Source organism: uncultured Phascolarctobacterium sp., assembly GCF_937920985.1.
Lineage (GTDB): Bacteria > Bacillota > Negativicutes > Acidaminococcales > Acidaminococcaceae > Phascolarctobacterium_A.
Map to the genome: position 1 here is coordinate 1 of NZ_CALDXR010000064.1, position 25,118 is coordinate 25,118.

Below are 25,118 nucleotides of genomic sequence, written 5' to 3' on the forward strand. Positions count from 1 at the left end.
CTTCTACGCCGCCTTGCGTGAAAATAAGGGTTGTAGTAGGACGGCGGCGGATAAGTAGCCATCTGCGGCTTCACCGCTCCTCGACGTACTAAAAGTACGCCGTCGTCGCGCTTCAACCACATCTGCCACCTTCTACGCCGCCTTGCGTGAAAATAAGGGTTGTAGTAGGACGGCGGCGGATAAGGCACCATCTGCGGCTTCAATTATCCTAATATAAGTTTTCTTGACATACTATATTTTTTCTGTTCAAGGAGGTTTAAAATGAAAAAGCTTTTATTGATACCGGCATTCATGGCCATGTTCTTCGCCGGCAGCGTAGCAGTTCCTGCTGCCTTCGCTGCTCAGCCTGCACCGCCGCAGGAAAACAAAATGATGCTGCCGCCGCCCAAGGACGGCAAGCGTCCGCCGATGCCGCCGCGCATGCGCCGGGCACAGCTTTCCAATGCAGAGGCTGCGGAAAAACTGCAGTCCGCATACGGCTACCGTTACTCTGATATGCTGCGACTGTTGAATATCGGCCACAGCTATAGCGATATGAACACAGCCTGCTTGTATGCATATCTTTCCGGTGCGCCGGTAGAAAAGGTGCTGCAGCTGCGCCTGCCTGCAACCTGGGGCAGGTGCGTGCGCAGCTGGGGCTGACTCCCAAGCTGTATGCTGAAAAATATATGGAGTATCAGGCAAGCTATCTGCCTGCCGACAGCCTGATAGACAGAGAAACGGCGCTGAAATATATGCGACAGGGTTATCCGCTGGGGGATATTCAAGAGGCTGCCAAGCTGGCCAAGGAGAGCGGCAAACCTTTGGCACAGGTATTGCCAATGCGCACAGTTAACTGTGATTGGCAGCAGGTTAAGGAAAAGCTCGGCTTGCAGCAGGAACAAAAACAGGACAAACCTTTCGCCTTCAGAGGACGCGGCCAGCGTAGCGGTGCAGGCTTTGCCGGCTTGCATACGCGCAACATGACGGCAGAAAGAGCTGTAAAGATTTTCCACGCTGATTATCTTTTTGATGAAGCAGAGCTGCTGCCGCTATATGAAAAATATGGCTTTGAAGGCTTGGAGGATATCTGCCTGCATGCCTACATGAGTAAAAAGACACTGCAGGAAATCATTGACCTGCGCGATAAATATTCTTGGGAGCGTATGAAATATGTGCTTGGCTTAACACCGCAGGTATATTTTGACCGCTGTGTGGATTATCAGGCACGCCGTCTGGCAGAACGCATGGATATCCCGCAGAAGGTAACGAAAAAATATATGCATATGGGTTATGCAATGCATCATATCAACAGTGCTTATCTGCTGGCACAAAAGGCCGGTCTGGATATTAATGATGTTATTGATTTGAAGACACCGAAGAATTCCTGGCAGGATGTGGCGCTGAAAATCGGTCTGACTGTGGAAGATTGCCGGGATGTTAAGAACAAAATCAGTAAGGACTTTGGGAGGCATGAATGAAACGCATTGTAATTTTACGCTGCCTGCGTTCCAATAATGTATGTACCGGTGCAGCCTGCATGCGTGCTTTCAATACAAAAAGCGGTGCCTTTGCCAGATATGGCGAAGAACCGCTGGAGCTGGAGGCTTATTGGAGCTGCAACGGCTGTGGTGACTGCCACTTTAAATACCAAGAGGGTATCGAAGAAAAGCTGGAGCGTATTATCGGCCTGAAGCCTGATGCGGTGCATGTTGGTGTCTGCGTCAAGCAACGCACGCATGATGGGCAGGTTGTTACCTGCAAAACTATTGCGGAAATTTGCGAGCGTCTGGAGGCTGCGGGACTGACGATTGTGGAAGGTACGCATTGATGAATGGACTTAGATTTGCAGAATACAAGACCTACAATGAAGCCGAAATTATGGCGTTATATAGTAGTGTTGGCTGGAGTAATTATACCAATAATCCGGCAATGCTAAGGAAAGCTTATAAGAATTCACTATATGTTTTAGCTGCTTATGCTGATGAAAAGCTTGTGGGGATACTCCGTGCTGTCGGTGATGGTGCTTCTGTAGTTTTTCTGCAGGATTTAATAGTACTGCCGGAATATCAGCGTCATGGCATTGGTTCACAGCTTATGCGGAAGGTTATGGAAAAGTATGCCGATGTCTATCAACTGCAGCTCCTTACGGAAGCATGTGAAAAAAATATTGCTTTTTATGAATTCCTTGGGTTAAAAAGAGTCGAAAAGTATGGTTGTTGCGCTTTTATAAGATGAAGGTGTTGGAATCGGTTATAAGCTGTAAGCAATGTAACATTATTGTGACAAATCTAAGTAAATTAGATAATTTTTGCAAACCTAAGCAGGAGTTTTCGCTCCTATAGCGAAATATAGAAGCAAAGGGATAAAGCCTAAGCCCTTGGTAGAAAAATGGTAGCACCAAAGCAATTTGGCGACATACCAAAGGAGGCATTGATTATGAGTGTAAACGTAAAAGGCAGAAACATTGATGTAACCCCGGCTCTGAAAGAGTATGTGGAGAAGAAAATTACCAAGGTTACTAAGCAGTTTAAGACTGTTGGTGACATTTCTGCAGTACTGAAGGTTGAGAAAGGTAACCATATTGTAGAAATTACGGTTCCCGCAAGCGGTATTCTGCTGAGAGCACAGGAAACAACGAAAGATATGTATTCCTCCATTGATTTGGTTGTAGAGAAAATTGAACGTCAGATTCATAAATATAAAACTCGTCTGATGAAGAGAAAATACAGCAACTTTGCTGATCCTGCTGCTCCGGCACCGGCTGCAGAAGCTGCTGATGAAGGCGAATTCGAAATCATCAAGAATAAACGCTTCATCATGCATCCGATGACTCCGGAAGAAGCAATTCTGCAAATGAATCTGTTGAACCACGATTTCTTCGTATTCTACGATCCTGATCTGGGTGCTACCAATGTGGTTTATCGCCGCAAAGATGGCAAATATGGTCTGCTGAGTCCGGAACTGAAATAAAACAAATATTTTAACCTAAACTTCACAAAAAAGCACAGGATTTGCTCCTGTGCTTTTTGCTTTTTGAGAGATATTCTGCTATAATTTAAAATTAGGTGTATAGTCTTTTAAGACACCATAATTTTAAGGAGTGATCGTGTTGCTCGAAGGCATTTTAAAGAAAATTTTTGGTGACCCCAACGAAAAAGAAATCAAAAACATTCGTGTAATCGTAGATAAGATCAATAGTCTTGAAAAGGACATGGAAGGCCTTAGTTCTGCCAATCTGGCAGCCAAGACTGGCGAATTTAAGGTACGTTTGCAAAAGGGTGAAACCCTGGACGATATTCTTCCGGAAGCATTTGCCGTTGTCCGTGAAGCGTCCAGACGTGTTACCGGCATGCGTCATTTTGATGTACAGTTAATTGGCGGTGTAGTGCTGCATCGCGGCAAGATTGCCGAGATGCGTACCGGCGAAGGTAAAACCTTGGTAGCTACTGCGCCTGTATATCTGAACGCGCTGACCGGCAAGGGCGTGCATGTTGTAACTGTCAATGATTATCTGGCACGCCGCGACAGCGAGGATATGGGCCGTATTTACAAGTTCCTCGGTCTGTCTGTAGGTCTGATTGTGCATGATATGGATTTCCCTGACCGTAAGGCTGCATATGCTGCAGATATTACCTACGGTACTAATAATGAATTTGGTTTTGACTACCTGCGCGATAACATGGTAGTTGATGAAAATCAGATGGTACAGCGTGAGCTGAATTACTGTATTGTCGATGAGGTTGACAGTATCTTGATTGACGAAGCGCGTACTCCGCTGATTATTTCCGGCCCCGGTGAAAAATCCACCGAGCTGTATCAGGTGCTGGCCCGTGTTGTTGCCAACATGGAAGAGGGCGAGGACTATACTGTTGATGAAAAACAAAAACAGGTAGCACCTACCGAAAAGGGTATTGCCAAGGCAGAAAAAATGCTGGGCATCGGCAACCTGTATGACAATGAGCATGGTGTGGACTACTCCCACCAGATTATGTGCGCTCTGAAGGCTAAGGCTTTGATGCACCGCGATCGCGATTATGTGGTTAAGGATGGTCAGGTTATCATCGTTGATGAATTTACCGGCCGTCTGATGTTTGGCCGTCGCTTCTCCGAAGGCCTGCATCAGGCTATCGAAGCTAAGGAAGGCGTAAAGGTAGAACGCGAAAGCCAGACGCTGGCAACTATTACCTTCCAGAACTACTTCCGTATGTACAAAAAGCTTGCCGGTATGACCGGTACTGCTAAGACTGAGGAGCAGGAGTTCCAGAAGATTTATAATCTGCCGGTTGTTGTTGTACCTACCAATAAGCCGATGATCCGTATTGACTATCCTGATGTTATCTATAAAACACGTATTGCCAAATACAAGGCAGCAGTCAACGAGATTGAAGAATGCCATAAGTCCGGCCGTCCGGTACTGGTTGGTACTACTTCCATTGCTCAATCCGAAGAGCTGAGCGCTATGCTCAAACGCCGCAACATTCCGCATAACGTGCTGAATGCGAAGTACCATGAAAAAGAGGCTGAGATTATTTCTCATGCAGGCCAATATGGTGCTGTAACCATTGCTACCAACATGGCAGGCCGTGGTACCGATATTACCTTGGGTGAAGGCGTTCCTGAATTAGGCGGTCTGCATATTATCGGTACAGAGCGTCATGAAAGCCGTCGTATCGATAACCAACTGCGTGGCCGTTGCGCCCGTCAGGGTGACCCCGGTTCTTCCAAGTTCTTCCTGAGCCTGGAGGATGATCTGATGCGTCTGTTCGGCAGTGATAATATTGCCGGCATTATGGACAAGCTGGGCATGGAGGACGATGAGCCGATTGAACACAGCCTTGTTACCAAGTCCATTGAAAATGCGCAGAAGAAGGTTGAAGCACGTAACTTCAGCATTCGTAAGCATGTCCTGGAGTATGACGATGTTATGAACCAGCAGCGTGAGGTTATTTATTCTCAGCGTCATAAAATCCTGCATCAGGAAAATCTTAAGGATACCATCAAAGAGATGGTTGATGAAACCGTTGAACGTACTATGACCATGTACGCACCGCCTGAGGTTTACTCTGAGGATTGGGATCTGCAGGCTCTGATTAACTACGCTGAGGATTTCTATGCTCCGCGTGGTCTGCTGACTGTAGATTATCTGCAAAACCTCAGCCGTGAAGAGCTGGCTGAATATCTGCAGAAGGTTGCTGATGACAACTACCAGGCACGTGAGGATGCAATTGGTCCTGAGCTGATGCGCGAGCTGGAAAACCTGGTTATGCTGAAGGTTGTAGACAACCACTGGATGGAGCATCTGGATGCTATGGATATGCTGCGTGAAGGTGTTGGCCTGCGTGCATATGGTCAGAAGGATCCTCTGGTTGAGTACAAATTTGAAGCTTATGACATGTTTGAAGCTATGATGGAGGCTATCAAGGAAGACGTTGTCCGCTATATCTACCGCGTTAATGTTATTACCCAGCCGCAGGTTGAAGACCCGCTGGAAAATGCTTCCACCAATAACCCGACTCCCGAGGGTGACGAGGGTAATTTGCAAGCTGAACCCAAGAAATAATTTTTTAAGTCAGCAGCTTTTGCTGCTGACTTACTTTAGCCTTGTTTGCAAGAACTAGGCAAAACGGCTGAGGCCGTAAATAACTAATATTTGCTACACGAAAGGTTGTGAGGAATTTTGTTGATTGAAGAATATAAGCCTGAAATTACAAATCTGCAAGCAAAATTAGAGGAAATGAGGGGATCTCTTTGACATCGCTGTCAAAGAAGATCGTATTGCAGAATTAGAACATAAAATGGGTGATCCTACTTTTTGGGATGATCCGGAAAAGGCACAAAAAACTGCGCAGGATGTTAACAGCTTAAAGGAAGAGGTTGACGGTTTCCATAAATTAAGCGCAGGTGTTGACGATTTGGAAGCTTTGCAGGAAATGGCGGCCGAAGAAAATGACGAAAGCCTGCTTCCTGAAATGGATGAGCTGCTGGCAAAATGCCGCAGCGAGCTTGAGCATTTGGAGCTGGGTATGCTGCTCAGCGGTGAATATGATGCCAATAATGCTATCCTGACACTGCATGCAGGTGCCGGCGGTACTGAAGCTCAAGACTGGACCAGCATGCTGCTGCGCATGTTTACCCGTTTTGCTGAGCAAAACGGCTTTGCGTTGGAAATGCTCGACTATCAGCCGGGTGATGAGGCCGGTGTAAAAAGTGCTACCATTCAGGTTAACGGCCACAATGCTTATGGCTTCTTGCGCTCTGAAAAGGGTGTACACCGCCTGGTGCGCATTTCTCCGTTTGATGCCAATGCCCGCCGTCATACCTCCTTTGCTGCGGTAGACGTAATGCCGGAGCTGGATGATACTGTTGATGTAAATATTAATATGGATGAGGTGCGCGTCGATGTTTACCGTTCTAGCGGTGCCGGCGGTCAGCACGTCAACAAAACGTCCTCTGCTGTACGTATGACACATGAACCTACGGGTATCGTTGTTCAATGTCAGAATGAGCGTTCCCAAATTCAGAACCGTGAGCGCTGCCTGCAGATGCTGCGTGCAAAATTATATGAATATGAAAAGGCTAAGCAGGATGCTCTTGTCAGCGATATTGCCGGTGATTACCAGAATATCGAATGGGGCAGCCAGATCCGTTCCTATGTGTTCCAGCCCTATACTATGGTTAAGGACCATCGTACAGGCTGCGAAACCGGTAACATTCAGGCTGTTATGGATGGCGATTTGATGCCGTTCGTAGAAGCATATCTGCGCAGTCAGCAGAAGAAGGTTTAATAAAGCGAGGTCTGAACAGGTGAATTTTATGAAAAGCCGATATAATCCTTTGCTTTTGGCAGTAATCGTAATCGGTCTGGTTTGTGCCTTATGGCTGAACGTTGTCCGTCACGATGTTGAACAAAAAAACAATACTGTAGAAATGGCTATGGAGTACGAGGGCTTACGTAAGCTGGCTGCCTTGCAGGGCCTGCCGGAGGAGGATGTACTGCGTCAGTTTAAGGATGCAGGCATCAACTCGCTGATGATTTTTGATACTACGCTGGAGCGTCTGACTAAAAACGGCGAAATCCAGACGGTAACCGGCGGTGAGCTGCGTCAGGCAGCTGCGCTTGGTTCCGGTATGGGTGTTTTTGCTAATGTGGGAGCCGGCGATGTTGAAGAAAATGCTGCTTACGTTGCTGCTACTGACAATCAGTCTGTCTTAGATGATGTAGAGCAGGATTTGTGCCTGCGCTACGGTGCTGACCGTGTAAAGGTTGTAAGTGAAAATCCGCGTATTATCAAAATCAAGGGCAGCACTACGCCTCTGCCTGAGGGCAAATACGATGAGCCTCAGGGACTGCTGCAGGCTCCTTTAGGTTTGCCGGTGCAGGATATGCGTAAGGTTGCTGCTTTGGGCTTCAAAATTATCGTACGTCCGCAAAATTATGTGGATGTAACGGATGAGCAGATTGACGGCATTTTTGCCCGCATTAAAGAAGCCGGTGTACCGGTTGATGCTCTGATGCCATGCGGTACAGAGGTTGTGGGCTATCCTAATAAAATGCAGCATTTGGGCGAGCGCATGAAGGAAAACAAGATGACGCTGGTAATGCTGGAGCATTACACCCAGCTGCAGTTTGCCAAAATCGACGGTCTGTTGCCTTTGGCTGAGTTCAATGACTATAAGGCTGCCCGTTCCTATGTTATCGACCCGACCGAGCAGAAGAAAATCAGCGTGGGTGAGGCTTTGCGCCGGTGGGCGCTGACGGACGAGGAGCGCAATATCCGTGTGAACTATATCCGTCCCTTCCTGATGCCTGAGGGTGGTCAGGATATTATGAAGACTAACCTGAAGTATGTGCGTGATATTAAGGCCAGCGTTGAAGCGCGTGGTTATACTATCGGCGAAGCTGGTGTTTTCAGCGCTGAAAACAAAGATGGCTTTGCACCGTATTTCCCTGCAAAGGTAAGCTTTATTCCTATTGTACTGGCGATTGCCGCAGGTGTAGTGCTGTATCTTGCGCTGCTCTTTAACCTGGGCGGCAAGCAGCAAATAGCACTGTGGGCAATTTTTTCTGCTGGTGCTCTGGCACTGCTGTTTATCGGCCGCGGCCTGTTTACACGTCAGCTGCTGGCTTTGGCGGCAGCAAGTGTTTTCCCGGTGCTTTCAATGAATGTTATCTTTAACATTTGGGATAAAAATACGAGTGATAAGCACAGTCTGCTTGCTATTTGCTGGAACGGTATCTGGCAGCTGGCGCTGGCTATTGCTTTGTCTTTGGTGGGTGCAGCCTTCTTGTCCGCTATTTTGACAGACAGCCGCTTCCTGTTGGAAATTGATATTTACCGCGGCGTAAAATTAACCTTTATTCTGCCGGTTATGCTGACAGCAGTTCTCTTTATGAAACGCTATGACCTGCTGCAGGTTGTGGGCAAAGGCTTGAAAACTCTGTGGGAGCGCCTGAACGGTCTGCTTGATACAGAGATTACCTTCCGCCATGTAGCAGTGCTTGCGGTGCTGCTGTTTATTGCTTATTATTTTGTCGGCCGCAGCGGTCACACCGGCGGTGTGCCTGTGCCGGCAATTGAATTGAAGATGCGTGCTTTCTTAGAGCAGCTGATGTATGCACGTCCGCGCGAAAAAGAATTTATGATTGGTCATCCGGCATTTTTCGTGGCAGTGCTTGCTGTTTACCGTTGTGCACCACGTTGGTGGCAGTTTGTACTGACCTGCGCTGCCGTTATCGGACAGGGCAGTCTGGTGCAGACCTTCTGTCATATGCGTACTCCGGTTGTTATGAGCTTTGTACGTGCTCTCGACGGTTATGCTGTTGGCGTTGTATTTGGCGTAATTGCCGTACTGGTGCTTGGCATGCTGTTGCCTTTAGTTGTTAAGTTTAGAAGGAGATACCTTGAAGAATGAGTAAGATCGTGATTTCCGGATACTATGGATTTGCTAATGCCGGAGATGAAGCTATGCTGACCGCGATCATTAAGGCTTTGCGCAGTACGGAAAAGACCGTGGAGCTGACGGTTATCTCGGGCAATCCGCCTGCTACTGCCGCAAGACACAAGGTGAATTCTCTTCATCGTTTCAGCTTTTGCAAAATTTTTGCTGCCCTCATGGACTGCGACCTGCTGCTCAGCGGCGGTGGCAGTTTGCTTCAGGACGTTACCAGTAAGCGCAGTCTGTTATATTATCTGTTTATCTTGGCTTTGGGCCTGCTGCTCAAAAAAAAGGTTATGCTTTTCGGCCAGGGGATAGGTCCTATCCATAACAGGCTTATGCGCAGACTTACTAAATTTATCTGCAGCCGGGTGGATTTAATTACCGTGCGTGACCAGGATTCTTTGTATGAACTGCGTCGCATCGGTGTACCGGCGGAAAAGGTGCAGCTGACAGCCGATTCTGTGCTGACTTTGCCGCAGGAGAGTAAGGAAAAAGGACTCGAGCTGCTGCAGCAGTTTGGGGTGCCGCAAGATAAAATGCTGATAGCTATAAGTGTACGTAAATGGCAGGAGGATGATAAGTACCTGCTGGAGCTGGCTAAGGCTGCGGATATTCTGGCCAAGGAGTATAAGGCGCATATTGTGCTGCTGCCGCTGCAATATCCTGTGGATGTGGCTGCCTGCAACAGATTACAGCACTTTATGAGGAGCAAGGCAGACAGTACTGTTTTGGAAACCAGCTGTGATACTGAACAGTTTTTGTCGCTGATGGGTAACTTTAATCTGCTTATCGGTATGCGTCTGCATGCACTGATTTTTGCTGCAGTTATGGAGCTGCCTTTTGTGGCTGTATCCTATGACCCCAAAATTGACGGCTTTGTTAAAGACATTAACGGCATCAGCGCAGGAGCTGTGGAAACACTGCAGGCTGCGCAGGTAGTTGCGTCTGCGCGCAAGGCGCTGGCCTCTGCCAATGCTGCTCATGGACTTTTGGATACATTGAGAGCGAAAGCTTTTTTAAATGCAAAGGAAGCCTTTGATTTATTAAATTGAGAGGAGACTGAAGGTAGTGCTGAAAATGACTGATGTAAGCAAGGTATACCCCGGTGGTTCTGTCGCCTTGCAGAAAGTCAATATTCATATTGAACCAGGCGAATTCGTCTTTGTTGTAGGACCGAGCGGCGCTGGTAAATCTACCTTTATCAAAATGCTGTTCCGTGAGGTTCTGCCGACCACGGGCAGCATTTTTGTTAATGGCGTGGATATTTTATCGCTGACACCTAAGGAGATTCCGTATATGAGGCGTCAGCTTGGAATTATATTCCAGGATTATCGTCTGCTTCCGGACCGTACTGTTTATGAAAACGTGGCTTTTGCTATGGAGGTAATAGAAACACCGCGCCGCAAGATTAAGCGCAGAGTGTTGAACGTATTGGATCTTGTCGGCCTGCGTCACCGTGCCGATGCTTATCCTAACGAGCTGAGCGGCGGCGAGCAGCAGCGTATCGCTATTGCCCGTGCTATTGTCAACGATCCTATTATGGTAATTGCCGACGAACCTACAGGTAACCTGGACCCGGAAACAAGCTGGGATATTATGGAAATCTTTAAGGAAATTAATGCTGAAGGAACTACGATTGTCATGGCAACTCATGATAAAGAAATAGTTGATGCTATGGGCAAACGCGTTATAGCCATTGAAGACGGAAATATCGTACGTGATGAGGCAAGCGGGGTATATGGCTATGAGCTTTAGTACAAAAGAATATTTTATCAAGGAAACCTATAAATCCATAAGGCGTAATGGCTTTATGAGCTTTGCCTCTATTTCAACAGTGGCGGTTTCGTTGTTAGTGCTGGGGATGTTTCTGCTGATTTTTCTCAACACCAACAATTTGGCGCAGTATCTGGAAAGCCAGGTACAGGTGTCAGTCTACATGCAGGACAGTGCTTCGGCGGAGGAGCTGCAGGCAGTAGAGGCGAAGCTGAAGAAGATGCCTGGTGTAGTAAAGGTAATGCCTGTCAGTAAGCAGCAGGCTTTAGCGCGCTTCAAGGAACGTCTTGGCGATCAGGAGCAGCTGCTTAACAGCCTTGGTAAGGAGAATCCCTTTCCCAATTCCTTTGAGGTGCAGGTTGATAATCCTGAGCGCATTAAGGTGATTACACCTTCTATCGGACAGCTGCCTAAGGTAGAGACAGCAAAATTTGGTCAGGAGGTTGTAGAGCATTTATTCTCTCTGACTAAAATACTGCGTTTTGGCGGCATTGTCCTGGTTGTGTTTTTGGCTATGGCAACGCTGTTTATTATTTCCAATACTATCCGTCTGACGGTATTTGCCCGCCGTAAGGAAGTTGTTATTATGAAATATGTTGGTGCTACCGACTGGTTTATCCGTTGGCCGTTTTTGCTGGAGGGGATGACCTTAGGCTTTTTTGGTGCGGTAATTGCTTCTCTTTGTATTAACAGCATTTATGCCGGCCTGTTGGAAAGAATCCATGCTACATTGGCCTTTCTGCCATTGCTGCCGACATCGCCCCTATTGTTTTATGTAACAATGTTTTTGCTGGCAGCCGGTACTGGGATTGGTGCCTTGGGCAGCTACATCTCCTTGCGTAAGTTTTTGCGCGTTTAAGGGAGGCATATGTGATGGAGAAAAAGAAGCTTGGTGGCTTGCTGTTGGCCCTGTGGCTGGCGGTGCTGCCAATTTACGGTGCTTTGTGCTTTGCTGATACTGCTGATGATAAGCGTGCGGAGCTTAACGATGTGCGCCAGCGAATGGAGCGTATGCAGACGCGCAAGGAGCAGGCGCGCAGGAAGGCTGAAAGCGCCAGCGCGGAGCTTAGTGAGGTTATGGGCAGTCTTAACGCGCTGCAGGCACAGGCTAATAATCTGCAGAAAAAAAGCGATGCTCTGCAGGGAAAAATAAATGATAACCAGGCTAAGCTGGAAAAAAAGCAGCAGGAAATGCAGGAGCGCATGCAGATTTACCGCAAACGCCTGCGTGATATTTATATCAACGGCCAGATCAATTATCTTGATGTGCTTTTGGGTGCCAAGGATTTCAGTGATTTTTCCTCGCGTATGTATTTGCTGCAAAAAATCATCAGCCGCGACTTGGAGCTGTTGGAAAAGTTGAAGCAGGATGCTGCTGAAATCAACAGCCGTAAGGAGCAGCTGGCAGCAGAAATGAAGGAAATTAAGGCTACGCAGACTGAGCTGGAGGCTAAGAAGGCCAAGGTCAATAAGCTGCGTGAGCAGCGTGCCTATATGCTTTACAAGGCACAGGAGGAAGAGCAGTCCAGCCAGGAGGAATATGAGCGTCTGCTGGCTATTTCGGAAAATATCGCCTCTATGCTGCGTAATATGGAAAACTCAGGCGGCGGTGCACCTGCCGGACAAGGCGGTACAGGTCAGTTTATGTGGCCCTGCAATGGTCCGATTACTTCTTATTATGGCTGGAGAACACATCCGATTTTTGGTACTACCAAGTATCATAGCGGCATGGATATTGCGGTTGATTCGGGAACGCCGATTCATGCTGCTGACAGCGGCACTGTAGTTTACAGCGGCTGGCTCGGAGGCTACGGCAACTGCATAATGATTGACCATGGCGGCGGTCTGGTAACTCTGTATGCACATAATTCGGCGTTAAATGTTGGTGAGGGGCAATATGTAAGCAAGGGCACAGTTGTTGCTTATGCAGGCAGTACCGGTTATTCTACCGGTCCGCACTGTCATTTTGAGGTGCGTCTGCATGGTGAGCTTACAGAGCCGTTAAATTATTTGCCATGATAGACAGAAAACGGAGGCAATAGAATTGTTTGGAAAAAGAAGATGGCAGCTTACAGCCTGCTGCCTGCTGACAGCGGTGTTGACTACTGCAGCAATCGTAGGAACTGAAGCTGTGCTGTTAAACAGGTTGACTGGCAGTGTTTCGGAATCAGTGCGCTTTTTGCGCACTATGAAGCTTTTGAAGCGCAATTATAACGGCGAGGTTGACAATCATCAACTGTTCGATGGTGCACTTAAAGGCATGGTAGAGTCTGTTGGTGATCCTTATACAGTTTATCTGAACAAGAAGGATTTTCAGCAGCTGAGCGAAATGACAGTTGGCAGTTTTGGCGGCATTGGTATTGTTTTTGGTAAGCGCGGTAATGACTATGTGGTTATTTCTGCTTTGGAGGATAACCCTGGTGCGAAGGCAGGCATTAAGAGCGGTGATATTATTACCGCTATTGATGACAAGTCTACGCGTGAGATGAATATGGAGCAGGTAGCCAATAAAATCCGCGGAAAATACGGAACAACAGTTACGCTGGAGCTCAAGGATAAAGAGGGAAAGCTGCGTAAGGTAAATGTAGTACGAGCTGAAATCAAAAATCCTTCTGTTGCAGGACAAATGCTGGCGAATACCAAAATCGGTTATATAAGAATTGCTATATTTAATGAAAACACTGGTGATGACTTTGCCAAAAAATATGCTGAGCTGGAAAAGCAGGGCATGCAGGCCTTAGTGCTTGATTTGCGCGAAAATCCTGGCGGTATTTTGGATGCAGGTGTTGATGTTGCCAGAATGCTAGTGCCTAAAGGGCCTATTGTTTCTGTTATAGATAAAAACGGCAACAAATTTGAAGAAACATCAAGTCTGGAAAAGGTGAAATATCCTTTGGCTGTGCTTGTCGACCATGGCAGTGCCAGCGCGTCCGAAATTGTTGCCGGTGCCATTAAGGATACCAAGAGTGGTAAACTGTTTGGTGTAAAAACCTTTGGCAAGGGCAGTGTACAGTCTGTATATCGCCTGGACAATAATACTGCAGTAAAAATTACGGTGGCTAAATATTATACTCCGTCCGGCGTTTCTATTCATAATGTAGGCATTGAGCCTGATGTGAAGGTGGAGTTGCCAGATGACGCTACCGTTGATGTTCAGCTGAAGGCGGCAGAGGATTACCTGCTGCAGCAGCTACAGTAAGGAGGTATAAAGATGTTATTTGTTTGCTATCCTAAGTGCTCTACCTGCAAGAAGGCAGAGCAGTATCTGCAGGCTAAGGGCCTGAGCTTTACTGTGCGTGATATCAAGACTGATAATCCGACAGTTGACGAGCTGCGTACATGGTATGCAGCCAGCGGTTTGCCGCTGAAACGCTTCTTCAACACCAGCGGCATTTTGTATAAGCAACTGGGACTGAAGGACAAGCTGCCGACGATGAGCGAGGACGAGCAGCTGGAGCTGCTTGCAAGCGATGGTATGCTTGTCAAACGTCCGCTGTTAATTTATGACGGCGGCGTGTTGGTTGGCTTTAAACAGGCTGAATATGACGAGAAGCTCTGATATATTAATTTAAAATAACTTTGGAAAAACAGGCAGAACTTATGCGACAGGTCTGTCTGTTTTTTCTGTTTCGGAAGTACAGTTACTTTGCCGTCACGAAAACAGCAAATGTGCTAAAATATACTTAGAATTATTTTTGGGAGGGGTTTAATGAAAAAGTTGTTATGCATATGGATATTATGCAGTTTATTGATAGTGCTGTTTGCAGCAACAAGCTTTGCGGCAGCCGGGGAAAAAAGAGTTGTATTAGGTATTGAACGCATTGATGAGCCTTTTGCTAAGCAACTGCTTGCCGGAAAAAGACTGGGACTGTTTACCAATCAGTCCGGCGTGGACAGCAAGCTTCGCAGCAGCACAGAGCTGCTGCAGAAGAGCTACAATCTGACGGCACTGTTTGTGCCTGAGCATGGACTGTTTGGCGCTGTGGCGGCAGGCGAAACCTTTGAGAGTCACACCTATAAGGATATACCTGTACACAGCCTGTATGGAGAAAATCGCAGGCCTACGGCAAAAATGCTGGATGAGATTGACACTATGGTGGTTGATATTCAGGATGTCGGCATTCGTCACTATACATATTTTTCTTCGCTTGCTTATATAATGGAAGAATGTGCCAAAGCGAAAAAGCAGGTTGTTGTTTTGGACCGCCCTAATCCTTTAGGCGGTGCTATGCAGGGACCGGTTCTCAAGCCGGAATATAAAACTTTTATCGGGCTTTACGAGCTGCCGTTGCGTCATGGTCTTACTATAGGTGAATTTGCAAGCTATATCAACGCTACGCAGCATATCGGCTGTGAGCTGGCGGTGGTGCCTATGAAGGGATGGTCACGCAGAGAGCTGTGGCAGGATACAGGCCTGCCATGGGTACAGACATCTCCGCTGATTCCTACGGCAGAAACAGCGTTGCTATATGGTGTTACCGGTGTGTGCGGTGACAGCAATTTATCTGTAGGTGTTGGCACAGCTAAGCCATTTTACTTTGTGGGAGCACCCTTTGCTGATGCGGATGCCGTAAAGGCATCATTAGATGCAAGGAAGCTTGCAGGCGTAGCTTTTAGAGCGGCGCGCTTTACGCCGCGCTACGGTGCTTACAGCGGTGAGCTGGTCCAGGGCGTAGAAATTTATCTTACGGATTTACGTAAGGTTAATCTGCCTGAGCTGGATTATATTTTGTTTACTACATTTAAAGAATTATATCCGGAGCAGGTAAAAACGCCGGAGCGCGGTTATGGCAGCAAAGGCTATAAGCTGGATATTGCGCTTGGAGAAAGCAGCTTGCGTGAAGGTGAAGCGCCAAAAACAGCTTTTGCGCGCTGGCATCAGGAGTGCTCAGCTTTCGCGCAGCAGGTAAAGCCTTATCTGCTGTATAAGTAAGGCTGCAGAGAAATTAACATTTTTGTTGCATTCTCAAGCAGGATAATAGTGCTGCAGGCAAGAATAAAAATAATATAGCGTAATATCAAAAAATAATTGATGATAAGGAGCTGACATATAATGAATGCAGAATTACAGGCTTTAAAGGAACGCAGAAGCGTCCGCAAATATAAGGCAGACATGGTGCCGCAGGAGTTGATTGACCAGGTTATTGAAGCCGGCCTTTATGCTGCCAGCGGTCATGGCGAGCAGGATTCGATTATTGTTGCGGTTACGAATAAAGAGGTGCGCGACAAGCTGTCGAAGATGAACAGTGCTATCATGGGTACGAAGAGTGATACGTTTTATGGTGCGCCGGTTGTTTTGATTGTGCTGGCGCCGAAGAGCAACAAGAATGCTATTTATGACGCAAGCCTTATCATGGGTAACCTGATGCAGGCAGCTCATGCTGTAGGCCTTGGCAGCTGTTGGATTAACCGTGCCAAGGAAGAGTTTGCTTCCGAAGAAGGCAAACAGCTGCTGAAGGAATGGGGCATTGAGGGAGAGTATGAAGGTGTAGGCCACTGCATCCTCGGTTATACTGACGGACCTGTGCCTCAGGCTGCTCCGCGTAAAGCAAACCGTGTATTTTACGTAAAATAAAAGCGTCCTCAATGAAAGGGGGAAGAGGAATGCTGAAAAAAACTGTTCTTTGCTTAAGTCTGCTGCTGGTTGCTGCATTTCCCTGTATCGCAGGAGCTGCTACTCCTGTCAACAGCGCAGGCTATTATAAAAATATCAAGTTGTGCGGTAAAGTGAAAATTGTTGACAGCTTTCCCGATATTAAGGTAAAGGTTGTCGACAGCTTCCCGGATCTTAAGGTAAAGGTTGTCCAAAGCTTTCCCAATAATATAGGCGAGTGGCAATTTGTTGAGTACGGTGAAGATTTCAGAGTACAGTTTGTTGATAGTTTTCCGGATATAAAAATCAAATACGTTTCTTCCTTCCCGGGCGTGGCAAAATAATATACATATGAGCTGTCAGAAGTGTTGACAGCTCTTTTTTATGCGATATTTAAGGTGAATGCTCTGTTGAAAAAGTACTCCTTGGGTGTACTTTATGTATGAAGAAACAGTCAATGAAACACTTGGCTACGTGTAAAGAAAGAAGCGCATTAACACGGCAGAAAGCACTACTAAAAATTTTAAAAAAGTTGCTAAAAAGTGTTGACATGATGTGCATGAGATGTTACAATATACAAGTATCGCGGGAGAGCTATGCGCTCGATGAAGGAGGTAACATGATGGCACTTGAAGCTTTAAAGCAAGCTGAAAAGCGTACTGTTGGCGTTAAGCAGACAGAAAAAGCTGTAGTAAGACAAGTTGCCACTGTCGTCTATATCGCAAGTGATGCGGACGAGAGAGTTACCGGCAGGCTGATGCAACTGTGTCGGGAAAATTCAGTACCGGTTGAAAACACAGAAACGATGCTGGAAATCGGCAGAGCCTGCAACATCAACGTCAAGGCAGCAGCGGCAGCGGTACTTAAAGCTGATAAGGGCTTGGCGTGAGCCGAGTTTTTATAATCATTAAAATCTAATTGTTTGGAAAGGAGGTGCCGATATGCCTACAATTAACCAATTGGTTCGCAAAGGTAGAGAGGTTCTGAAGAGCAAATCTACTGCGCCGGCATTGAAAGAATGCCCGCAAAAACGTGGCGTCTGCACTCGTGTTTACACCACTACCCCGAAGAAACCTAACTCTGCACTTCGTAAAGTAGCTCGTGTACGTTTGACCAACGGCATCGAAGTTACTGCTTATATCCCGGGTATCGGCCATAATCTTCAGGAACACAGTGTTGTTCTGATCAGAGGCGGAAGAGTCAAGGACCTTCCTGGTGTGCGTTACCATATCATTCGTGGTGCTCTTGATACTGCAGGCGTTGCTAACCGCAACCAATCTCGCTCCAAGTACGGTGCAAAACGTGCTAAAGCAAAGAAATAATTTCAAGAAAACATTAAGAATGATTTAATCCTAAGGAGGGAAACACATGCCGAGAAAAGGCCCTGTAACTAAAAGAGACGTACTGCCGGATCCGGTGTACGGTTCTAAGCTTTTAACTAGATTTATCAATAAAATTATGCTCGACGGCAAAAAAGGCGTTGCAGAACGTATTGTATACGATGCATTCGACCTGGTTCGTGCAAAGACTGGCAAAGATCCTTTGGAAGTGTTCGATGCTGCTATGCAGAACGTAATGCCGCTGCTGGAAGTTCGTGCCCGTCGTGTTGGTGGTGCAAACTACCAAGTACCTGTTGAAGTACGTGCTGACCGCAAAACCACCCTGGGTATCCGTTGGCTGGTAAACTACTCTCGTCTGCGTGGTGAGCGCACCATGTACGAGCGTGTAGCTGGTGAGATCATGGACGCTTCCAATGGCACTGGCGCAGCTGTTAAGAAACGCGAAGATACCCACAAGATGGCAGAAGCAAACAAAGCATTTGCTCATTACCGCTGGTAATGACCTGTCTCAGTTAATTTGAGGAGGATAAAGAAGTGGGCAGATTAATTCCGCTTGAGAGAACTAGAAATATCGGCATCATGGCTCACATCGATGCTGGTAAAACCACCACCACCGAACGTATTCTGTTCTATACCGGCAGAGTACATAAGATTGGTGAAACCCATGAAGGTGCTGCTACCATGGACTGGATGGTTCAGGAACAAGAGCGTGGTATTACCATCACCTCTGCTGCAACCACCTGCTACTGGGAAGGTTCCGAGCACCAATTCGATAAACATCGTATCAACATCATTGATACCCCGGGCCACGTTGACTTCACTGTAGAAGTTGAACGTTCCCTGCGTGTACTTGATGGTTCCGTTGCAGTTTTCTGTGCTAAGGGCGGTGTTGAGCCTCAGTCCGAAACCGTATGGCGTCAGGCTGACAAATACCATGTACCCCGTATGGCATATGTAAATAAAATGGATATTACCGGTGCAGACTTCTATCGTGTAATTGACATGATGAAGACTCGTCTGAATGCCAATGCAGTACCTATTCAACTGCCTATCGGCTTTGAAGATACTTTCCAAGGCATGATCGATCTGATCAAAATGAGAGCAATCGTTTATGATGATGCACTCGGTAAAGAAGAAGAGTTCGTAGAAATTCCGGCTGACATGAAAGAGAAAGCTGACGAATACCGTGCAGCATTGGTTGAAGCTGTTGCTGAATCCGATGATGAGCTGATGATGAAATATCTGGAAGGCGAAGAACTGACCGAAGAAGAAATCCTGGCTGGTATCCGTAAAGCAACTATCGCTTGCAAAATGACTCCGGTTTGCTGCGGTTCTTCCTACAAAAACAAAGGCGTTCAACCGATGCTGGACGCTGTAATCCAATTCATGCCTGCACCGACAGATGTTCCTAACATCAAAGGTGTAAATCCTGAAACCGGCGAAGAAGACGAGCGCCCGTCCAGCGACGAAGCTCCGTTCTCCGCACTGGCATTCAAGATTGCTACCGACCCGTTTGTTGGTAAGCTGGCATTCTTCCGTGTATACTCCGGTACCTTGACTGCTGGTTCTTATGTATATAACTCCACTAAAGGTAAACGCGAGCGTATCGGTCGTATCCTGCAAATGCATGCTAACCACCGCGAAGAAATTGAACAAGTTTACTCCGGTGATATCGCAGCTGCTGTAGGTCTGAAAGACACCACTACCGGTGATACTCTCTGCGATGAGAAAAACGAGATCATCCTCGAATCTATGGTATTCCCTGATCCTGTAATCTCCGTTGCAGTTGAACCTAAAACTAAAGCTGACCAGGAAAAAATGGGCATCGCCCTGCAAAAACTGGCAGAAGAAGATCCGACCTTCCGTGTTCACACTGATCCTGAAACCTCCCAAACCATTATTTCCGGTATGGGCGAGCTTCACCTGGACATCATTGTTGACCGTCTGCTGCGCGAATTCAAAGTAGGCTGCACTGTTGGTAACCCGCAGGTTGCTTATCGCGAAACTATTCGCAAAGCTGTTAAATCCGAAGGTAAATTTGTTCGTCAGTCCGGTGGTAAAGGCCAATATGGTCATTGCTGGCTGGAAATCACTCCGCGTGAACCTGGCGAAGGCTTCCTGTTTGAAAACAAAGTTGTTGGCGGCGCTATTCCTAAAGAATACATCGCTCCTATCGAAGCAGGCGTTAAAGAAGCTATGGAAAATGGCGTAGTTGCCGGTTATCCGATGGTTGATATCGCAGTTACTGTTTATGATGGTTCTTACCATGAAGTCGACTCTTCTGAAATGGCATTTAAGATTGCCGGTTCTATGGGCTTCAAGTCCGGTGCTGAAAAAGCTAACCCGGTTATCCTTGAGCCTTACATGAAAGTAGAAATTACTGTTCCTGAAGAATACATGGGCGACGTAATCGGCGACGTTAACTCCCGCCGTGGCCGCATCGAAGGCATGGAAGCTCGTAACGGTGCACAAGTAATCAATGCATTCGTTCCGCTGGCTGAGATGTTCGGTTATGCTACCGACCTGCGCAGCAAAACCCAAGGCCGTGGTAACTACTCCATGGAAGTAGACCACTACGAAGACGTTCCCAGAAACATTGCTGAGGCAATTATTGCTAAAAACAAAGGCACCAACTAAGCCTAGTTTTAACAAACAACCTTAAGGAGGAAATTCACAATGGCAAAAGCTAAATATGAAAGAACTAAACCGCATCTGAATATCGGCACCATCGGTCACGTTGACCATGGCAAGACTACTCTGACTGCTGCTATCACCAAAGTACTGGCTGAAAAAGGCGGCGCAGAATTCATGGACTACTCCATGATCGATAAAGCTCCGGAAGAACGTGAACGTGGTATTACCATCAACACCTCTCACGTTGAATATGAAACCGCAACCCGTCACTATGCACACGTTGACTGCCCGGGCCATGCTGACTATGTAAAGAACATGATCACCGGCGCTGCTCAGATGGACGGCGCAATCCTGGTAGTATCCGCTGCTGACGGCCCGATGCCTCAGACTCGTGAGCACATCCTGCTGGCTCGCCAAGTAGGCGTACCTGCAATGGTTGTATTCCTGAACAAAGTAGATATGGTTGACGACGAAGAGCTGCTGGAACTGGTAGAAATGGAAGTTCGCGAACTCTTAAGCTCCTATGACTTCCCTGGCGATGACATCCCTGTTGTTGCAGGCTCCGCTCTGAAAGCTCTGGAAGGCGACCCGAAATACGAAGCAAAAATCATGGAACTGATGGACGCTGTTGACAGCTACATTCCGCTGCCGGAACGTGCAACCGACAAACCGTTCCTGATGCCTGTCGAGGACGTATTCACCATCACCGGTCGTGGTACCGTTGCTACCGGCCGTGTAGAGCGTGGTACTGTTAAAGTTGGCGACACCGTAGAAATCGTTGGCATGAAAGACGAGAAAAAATCTACTGTAGTAACCGGCGTAGAAATGTTCCGCAAACTGTTGGACGAAGCAGTAGCCGGCGATAACATCGGCTGCCTGCTGCGTGGTGTTGACCGTAAAGAAATCGAGCGTGGACAAGTACTGTCCAAACCGGGCAGCATTCATCCGCACACCAAATTCAAAGGTGAAGTTTATGTACTGACCAAAGAAGAAGGCGGCCGTCACACTCCGTTCTTCAACGGTTACCGTCCGCAATTCTATTTCCGTACTACCGACGTAACCGGCGTAACCGAACTGCCGGAAGGTGTAGAAATGGTAATGCCTGGCGATAACGTAACCATGGAAGTAGAACTGATCACCCCGATCGCTATCGAAAAAGGTCTGCGTTTTGCTATCCGTGAAGGCGGCCGTACCGTTGGCGCTGGCGTTGTTTCCGAAGTAGAAGAGAAATAATTTTAGTTAGATCCCTGGAAGAATATGAGGGGGGTTAACCTCCCCTCTATTCTTATGTTTGTTGGTATGGCCCTGCGATGATGTGAAAGGTTGCTTGCCTGTTAGACAGGGAGATTTTCACGGAGTATGTCCGTTCATAGAAACTGGGCGAATTTAGGAGGATATTTTTTAATGGCTAAGTCTCAAAAGATTAGAATACGCCTGAAAGCGTATGATCATAAAGCACTTGACCAAAGTGCTTCTAAGATTGTAGAAACTGCAAAACGTACCGGTGCACAAGTTTCCGGTCCGATTCCCCTTCCTACAGAAAAAAACATTTACACTATTCTGCGTTCTCCGCATGTTAACAAAGATTCCCGTGAGCAATTCGAAATGCGTACTCACAAACGTCTTGTAGACATTCTGGAACCCACCGGTAAGACTGTTGATGCTCTGATGCGTCTTGATCTGCCCGCTGGCGTAGATATTGAAATTAAACTGTAAGGAGGAGGTGCAATAATGGCTAAAGGTATCTTAGGCAAAAAACTGGGCATGACCCAAATTTTTGAAGCTGATGGCAGACTGATTCCTGTTACTGTTGTAGAAGCAGGCCCCTGCGTTGTACTTCAAAACAAAACCGAAGAAACAGACGGTTATAATGCTGTTCAACTTGGTTTTGGTGAAATTAAAGAAAAACATACCACCAAACCGATGAAAGGCCATTTTGACAAAGCTGGTGTAGCACCGGTTAAATTTGTCAGAGAGCTGCGTCTGGCTGCTCCTTCCGAATATGCGGTAGGCGATAAAATCGCTGCTGATATTTTTGCTGCAGGCGAACTGATTGACGCAAGCGGCGTTTCCCGCGGCAAAGGTTTTGCAGGCACTATTAAGCGCCACAATTTCTCTCGCGGACCTATGAAACATGGTTCTAAGTCTCATCGTGAGCCTGGTTCTATGGGCCCCATGCATTCCGGTCCTGGCGGCCGTGTAATCAAAGGCAAAAAACTGCCTGGCCGTATGGGTAATGCAAATGTAACTGTTCAACGTCTGACCGTTGTTAAGGTTGACGCAGAACGTAATCTTATTCTGGTTAAGGGTGCTATTCCGGGTGCTACTGGTTCTTACGTAGTACTGAAGGAAACCGTAAAACCTAACAAATAATAAGATAAGCGAAAGAAAGGAGGATGCTTCTAATGCCGAAGTTATCAGTATATGATCTTTCCGGTGCACAAACCGGTGAAATAGAATTAAATGATTCCGTATTTGGCGCTGAGTTCAATGAAGCTGTAGTACATCAAGCAGTTGTAATGCAGCTGGCAAACCAACGTCAAGGAACTTCCGCTACTAAAACCCGTGCTATGGTACGCGGTGGCGGTCGTAAACCCTGGAAACAAAAAGGTACTGGCCGCGCTCGTTGCGGTTCCAACCGTTCTCCCGTATGGGTTGGCGGTGGTACCACTTTTGGTCCCCAACCCCGCAGCTATGCAAAGAAAATGCCTCGTAAAGCACGTCGCTTAGCTCTGTGCTGCGCACTGTCTGCTAAAGTAGCAGCTGGTGAACTGGTAGTTGTTGAAGGCCTGGCTTTTGACGCTCCGAAAACTAAACAAGTAGCTTCTCTGCTGAAAGCTTTTGAAGCTGTTGACACTAAAGCTCTGTTGATCACCGATGGTTCCAACGAAAACGTTGCTCTTTCCGCACGTAACATGCCGAAAGTAACCACCATCACCAACATGGGTCTGAACTGCTTTGATATCCTGAACAGCAAAAAGGTATTCCTTGCTAAAGATGCTGTAGAAAAAATTGAGGAGGTGCTCGCATAATGGCTGCTAATCCTCGCGATATACTGATTCGTCCCATCATCACTGAAAAGACTTCTCAGATGATGCAGGAGAACAAATACACCTTCCAGGTTCCCCTGGATGCTAACAAAGTAGAGATTCGCCAAGCTGTAGAGGCGATTTTCAAAGTTAAAGTATTGAATGTAAATACCATCCGCGTACTGGGCAAAACCAAACGCATGGGTAAATATGTTGGCAAACGTTCCGATTATAAGAAAGCTATCGTGAAGCTTGCTGAAGGCAATACGATTCCCCTTTTCGAAGGAATGTAATTAACGTATAGGAGGTAAATTAAATGGCTATTAAAAGCTTTAATCCGTATTCTCCTTCCAGACGCTTTATTACTGTGTCTGCCTTCGAAGAGATTACGACTGACAAGCCTTACCGCCCGCTTGTTGAAAAACTTGGTAAACATGCAGGCCGTAATAATACCGGTAAAATGACTGTTCGTCATCAAGGCGGCGGTCATAAAAAACAATATCGTATCATTGATTTCAAGCGTACCAAAGACGGCATTCCGGCTAAGGTTGCTACCATTGAATACGATCCTAACCGTAACGCTCGTATCGCTCTGATCAACTATGCTGACGGCGAAAAACGTTACATCATCGCTCCGCTTGATTTGAAAGTTGGCGATATCGTAGTAAGCGGTCCTGACGCAGATATCAAAACCGGTAACTGCCTGCCGCTGAAAAACATTCCGCTTGGTACTACCGTACACAACGTGGAAATGAAAATTGGTAAAGGCGGCCAAATGGCTCGTAGTGCTGGTACTAGCGCTCAGCTGATGGCTAAAGAGGGCGACTACGCTCTGCTCCGTCTTCCTTCTGGCGAAATCCGTAAAGTACATATCAACTGCCGTGCAACCATCGGTCAAGTTGGTAACATTGATGCTGAAAACATCTGCATCGGTAAAGCTGGCCGCAGCCGTTGGCTGGGTATCCGTCCTGCTAACCGCGGCGTTGTTATGAATCCTAACGACCATCCGCATGGTGGTGGTGAAGGTCACTCCCCCGTTGGCCGTAAACGTCCTGTTACTCCTTGGGGTAAATGTGCATTCGGTACTCGTACTCGCAGAGAGAAGAAAGCTTCTACTAAGTTAATTCTGAAACGTAGAACTAAATAATAAAACAGGATAAGGAAAGGAGGCTAACCTAGTGTCCAGATCAGTTAAAAAAGGACCTTTTGTCCATGCAAGTCTTTTGAAAAAGATTGACGTGCTTAATGCCGCTAATGATAAAAAAGTTGTTAAGACCTGGTCTCGCAGCTCTACTATTATTCCGTCTTTCGTTGGTCACACCATTGCGGTTCATGACGGACGCAAACATGTTCCGGTATTCATTACCGAGGATATGGTAGGCCACAAATTAGGAGAATTCGCTCCTACTCGTACTTACAAAGGTCACGCAGATAAGAGCACCGGCTTAAAATAAGGGGAAAGGGGGACCAAACAATGGAAGCAAAGGCAATTGCAAAATATATCCGTATTGCGCCGCGCAAACTGCGCATCGTAATCAATCTCATCCGCGGCAAATCCGTTGGTGAAGCATTCGCGATCCTCAAATATACCCCGAAGGTTGGTTCTGAGGTAATCGAGAAAGTTCTGCGCAGTGCAGTAGCAAACGCAGAGCACAATTTTGACATGAACGTGGATAACCTGATCGTATCCTACTGTGCAGTAGATCAAGGTCCGACCATGAAACGTATTCATCCTCGTTCCCGTGGACAGGCTTTCAAAATTCTGAAACGTTCTAGCCACGTAACTGTAGCAGTTAAAGAAAAATAATATCCCGTCAGAAGGAGGGA

The 25,118-nt window shown here is 46.9% G+C and carries 29 protein-coding genes; all 29 read left to right on the forward strand.

The annotated features are described in order from the left end of the window. The first annotated feature begins 261 nt into the window (after positions 1-261). A complete protein-coding gene (locus tag Q0612_RS11445; RefSeq protein ID WP_298884827.1) occupies positions 262-642 on the forward strand; it encodes a hypothetical protein in 381 nt (126 codons plus the stop codon). Further along, complete coding sequence (locus tag Q0612_RS11450; protein WP_298884828.1) at positions 621-1,460, forward strand: hypothetical protein; 840 nt, start codon at positions 621-623, stop codon at positions 1,458-1,460. The genes Q0612_RS11445 and Q0612_RS11450 overlap by 22 nt, the downstream gene beginning before the upstream one ends. Further along, positions 1,457-1,810 (forward strand): CGGC domain-containing protein, encoded by a 354-nt coding sequence (locus tag Q0612_RS11455; RefSeq protein WP_298884830.1) that lies wholly within the window; start codon positions 1,457-1,459, stop codon positions 1,808-1,810. Before Q0612_RS11450 ends, Q0612_RS11455 begins: the two co-directional genes overlap by 4 nt. Further along, positions 1,810-2,217: a GNAT family N-acetyltransferase gene (locus Q0612_RS11460; RefSeq protein ID WP_298884875.1), complete on the forward strand. Its 408-nt coding sequence runs from the start codon at positions 1,810-1,812 to the stop codon at positions 2,215-2,217. Before Q0612_RS11455 ends, Q0612_RS11460 begins: the two co-directional genes overlap by 1 nt. Positions 2,218-2,418: 201 nt before the next feature. Further along, complete coding sequence (raiA, locus tag Q0612_RS11465; protein WP_298884832.1) at positions 2,419-2,952, forward strand: ribosome hibernation-promoting factor, HPF/YfiA family; 534 nt, start codon at positions 2,419-2,421, stop codon at positions 2,950-2,952. Positions 2,953-3,091: 139 nt separating this feature from the next. Beyond that, positions 3,092-5,542 carry a preprotein translocase subunit SecA gene (secA, locus tag Q0612_RS11470; protein ID WP_367181741.1) on the forward strand — a complete coding sequence of 817 codons (2,451 nt, stop codon included), beginning with the start codon at positions 3,092-3,094 and terminating at the stop codon, positions 5,540-5,542. Positions 5,543-5,662: 120 nt separating this feature from the next. Beyond that, positions 5,663-6,767, forward strand: a protein-coding gene (gene prfB / locus Q0612_RS11475; protein WP_187363676.1) for a peptide chain release factor 2 whose coding sequence is annotated in 2 segments (ribosomal slippage) — positions 5,663-5,731 and positions 5,733-6,767 — 1,104 coding nt in all. Because the reading frame shifts where the segments join, the coding sequence is not laid out codon by codon here. A 28-nt stretch (positions 6,768-6,795) separates the two neighbouring features. Continuing rightward, positions 6,796-8,895 carry a DUF5693 family protein gene (locus Q0612_RS11480; protein ID WP_298884834.1) on the forward strand — a complete coding sequence of 700 codons (2,100 nt, stop codon included), beginning with the start codon at positions 6,796-6,798 and terminating at the stop codon, positions 8,893-8,895. Beyond that, entirely contained in the window at positions 8,892-9,974 is a 1,083-nt protein-coding gene (gene csaB / locus Q0612_RS11485) for a polysaccharide pyruvyl transferase CsaB (protein ID WP_298884836.1), read from the forward strand. Before Q0612_RS11480 ends, csaB begins: the two co-directional genes overlap by 4 nt. A gap of 16 nt (positions 9,975-9,990) precedes the next feature. Beyond that, positions 9,991-10,677, forward strand: a complete 687-nt coding sequence (gene ftsE / locus Q0612_RS11490; protein WP_298884838.1) for a cell division ATP-binding protein FtsE — start codon at positions 9,991-9,993, stop codon at positions 10,675-10,677. Then, positions 10,667-11,554, forward strand: a complete 888-nt coding sequence (ftsX, locus tag Q0612_RS11495) for a permease-like cell division protein FtsX (RefSeq protein ID WP_298884840.1) — start codon at positions 10,667-10,669, stop codon at positions 11,552-11,554. Before ftsE ends, ftsX begins: the two co-directional genes overlap by 11 nt. A 14-nt stretch (positions 11,555-11,568) precedes the next feature. Further along, positions 11,569-12,714 (forward strand): murein hydrolase activator EnvC, encoded by a 1,146-nt coding sequence (locus tag Q0612_RS11500; RefSeq protein ID WP_298884842.1) that lies wholly within the window; start codon positions 11,569-11,571, stop codon positions 12,712-12,714. 25 nt (positions 12,715-12,739) lie between these two features. Continuing rightward, positions 12,740-13,894: a S41 family peptidase gene (locus Q0612_RS11505; protein WP_293722774.1), complete on the forward strand. Its 1,155-nt coding sequence runs from the start codon at positions 12,740-12,742 to the stop codon at positions 13,892-13,894. Between the two features lie 12 nt (positions 13,895-13,906). Continuing rightward, positions 13,907-14,254 carry an arsenate reductase family protein gene (locus Q0612_RS11510; RefSeq protein WP_298884845.1) on the forward strand — a complete coding sequence of 116 codons (348 nt, stop codon included), beginning with the start codon at positions 13,907-13,909 and terminating at the stop codon, positions 14,252-14,254. A gap of 150 nt (positions 14,255-14,404) precedes the next feature. Further along, positions 14,405-15,628 (forward strand): DUF1343 domain-containing protein, encoded by a 1,224-nt coding sequence (locus tag Q0612_RS11515; RefSeq protein WP_298884847.1) that lies wholly within the window; start codon positions 14,405-14,407, stop codon positions 15,626-15,628. A 120-nt stretch (positions 15,629-15,748) separates the two neighbouring features. Further along, complete coding sequence (locus Q0612_RS11520) at positions 15,749-16,270, forward strand: nitroreductase (RefSeq protein ID WP_298884851.1); 522 nt, start codon at positions 15,749-15,751, stop codon at positions 16,268-16,270. A gap of 29 nt (positions 16,271-16,299) precedes the next feature. Then, positions 16,300-16,632 carry a hypothetical protein gene (locus Q0612_RS11525; RefSeq protein ID WP_298884853.1) on the forward strand — a complete coding sequence of 111 codons (333 nt, stop codon included), beginning with the start codon at positions 16,300-16,302 and terminating at the stop codon, positions 16,630-16,632. A gap of 275 nt (positions 16,633-16,907) precedes the next feature. Next, positions 16,908-17,177 (forward strand): ribosomal L7Ae/L30e/S12e/Gadd45 family protein, encoded by a 270-nt coding sequence (locus Q0612_RS11530; protein ID WP_298884855.1) that lies wholly within the window; start codon positions 16,908-16,910, stop codon positions 17,175-17,177. A gap of 52 nt (positions 17,178-17,229) precedes the next feature. Continuing rightward, positions 17,230-17,610, forward strand: a complete 381-nt coding sequence (rpsL, locus tag Q0612_RS11535) for a 30S ribosomal protein S12 (protein ID WP_009144758.1) — start codon at positions 17,230-17,232, stop codon at positions 17,608-17,610. Between the two features lie 46 nt (positions 17,611-17,656). Next, positions 17,657-18,127 (forward strand): 30S ribosomal protein S7, encoded by a 471-nt coding sequence (gene rpsG / locus Q0612_RS11540; protein ID WP_009144757.1) that lies wholly within the window; start codon positions 17,657-17,659, stop codon positions 18,125-18,127. Between the two features lie 35 nt (positions 18,128-18,162). Continuing rightward, positions 18,163-20,265 (forward strand): elongation factor G, encoded by a 2,103-nt coding sequence (gene fusA / locus Q0612_RS11545; RefSeq protein WP_293807818.1) that lies wholly within the window; start codon positions 18,163-18,165, stop codon positions 20,263-20,265. A 39-nt stretch (positions 20,266-20,304) separates the two neighbouring features. After that, positions 20,305-21,495 (forward strand): elongation factor Tu, encoded by a 1,191-nt coding sequence (gene tuf / locus Q0612_RS11550; RefSeq protein ID WP_009145072.1) that lies wholly within the window; start codon positions 20,305-20,307, stop codon positions 21,493-21,495. Between the two features lie 171 nt (positions 21,496-21,666). After that, entirely contained in the window at positions 21,667-21,978 is a 312-nt protein-coding gene (gene rpsJ / locus Q0612_RS11555) for a 30S ribosomal protein S10 (protein ID WP_021719359.1), read from the forward strand. Between the two features lie 15 nt (positions 21,979-21,993). Then, positions 21,994-22,635, forward strand: coding sequence for a 50S ribosomal protein L3 (gene rplC, locus Q0612_RS11560; RefSeq protein WP_021719360.1), 642 nt, complete (start codon positions 21,994-21,996; stop codon positions 22,633-22,635). 32 nt (positions 22,636-22,667) lie between these two features. Beyond that, a complete protein-coding gene (gene rplD / locus Q0612_RS11565) occupies positions 22,668-23,294 on the forward strand; it encodes a 50S ribosomal protein L4 (RefSeq protein ID WP_021719361.1) in 627 nt (208 codons plus the stop codon). Further along, entirely contained in the window at positions 23,294-23,584 is a 291-nt protein-coding gene (rplW, locus tag Q0612_RS11570; protein ID WP_210684866.1) for a 50S ribosomal protein L23, read from the forward strand. The genes rplD and rplW overlap by 1 nt, the downstream gene beginning before the upstream one ends. A 23-nt stretch (positions 23,585-23,607) precedes the next feature. Next, positions 23,608-24,438: a 50S ribosomal protein L2 gene (rplB, locus tag Q0612_RS11575; RefSeq protein WP_293722801.1), complete on the forward strand. Its 831-nt coding sequence runs from the start codon at positions 23,608-23,610 to the stop codon at positions 24,436-24,438. Positions 24,439-24,469: 31 nt separating this feature from the next. Beyond that, complete coding sequence (gene rpsS / locus Q0612_RS11580; RefSeq protein ID WP_021719363.1) at positions 24,470-24,745, forward strand: 30S ribosomal protein S19; 276 nt, start codon at positions 24,470-24,472, stop codon at positions 24,743-24,745. Positions 24,746-24,765: 20 nt separating this feature from the next. Then, positions 24,766-25,098, forward strand: coding sequence for a 50S ribosomal protein L22 (gene rplV, locus Q0612_RS11585; RefSeq protein WP_009145390.1), 333 nt, complete (start codon positions 24,766-24,768; stop codon positions 25,096-25,098). Positions 25,099-25,118 lie beyond the last annotated feature (20 nt).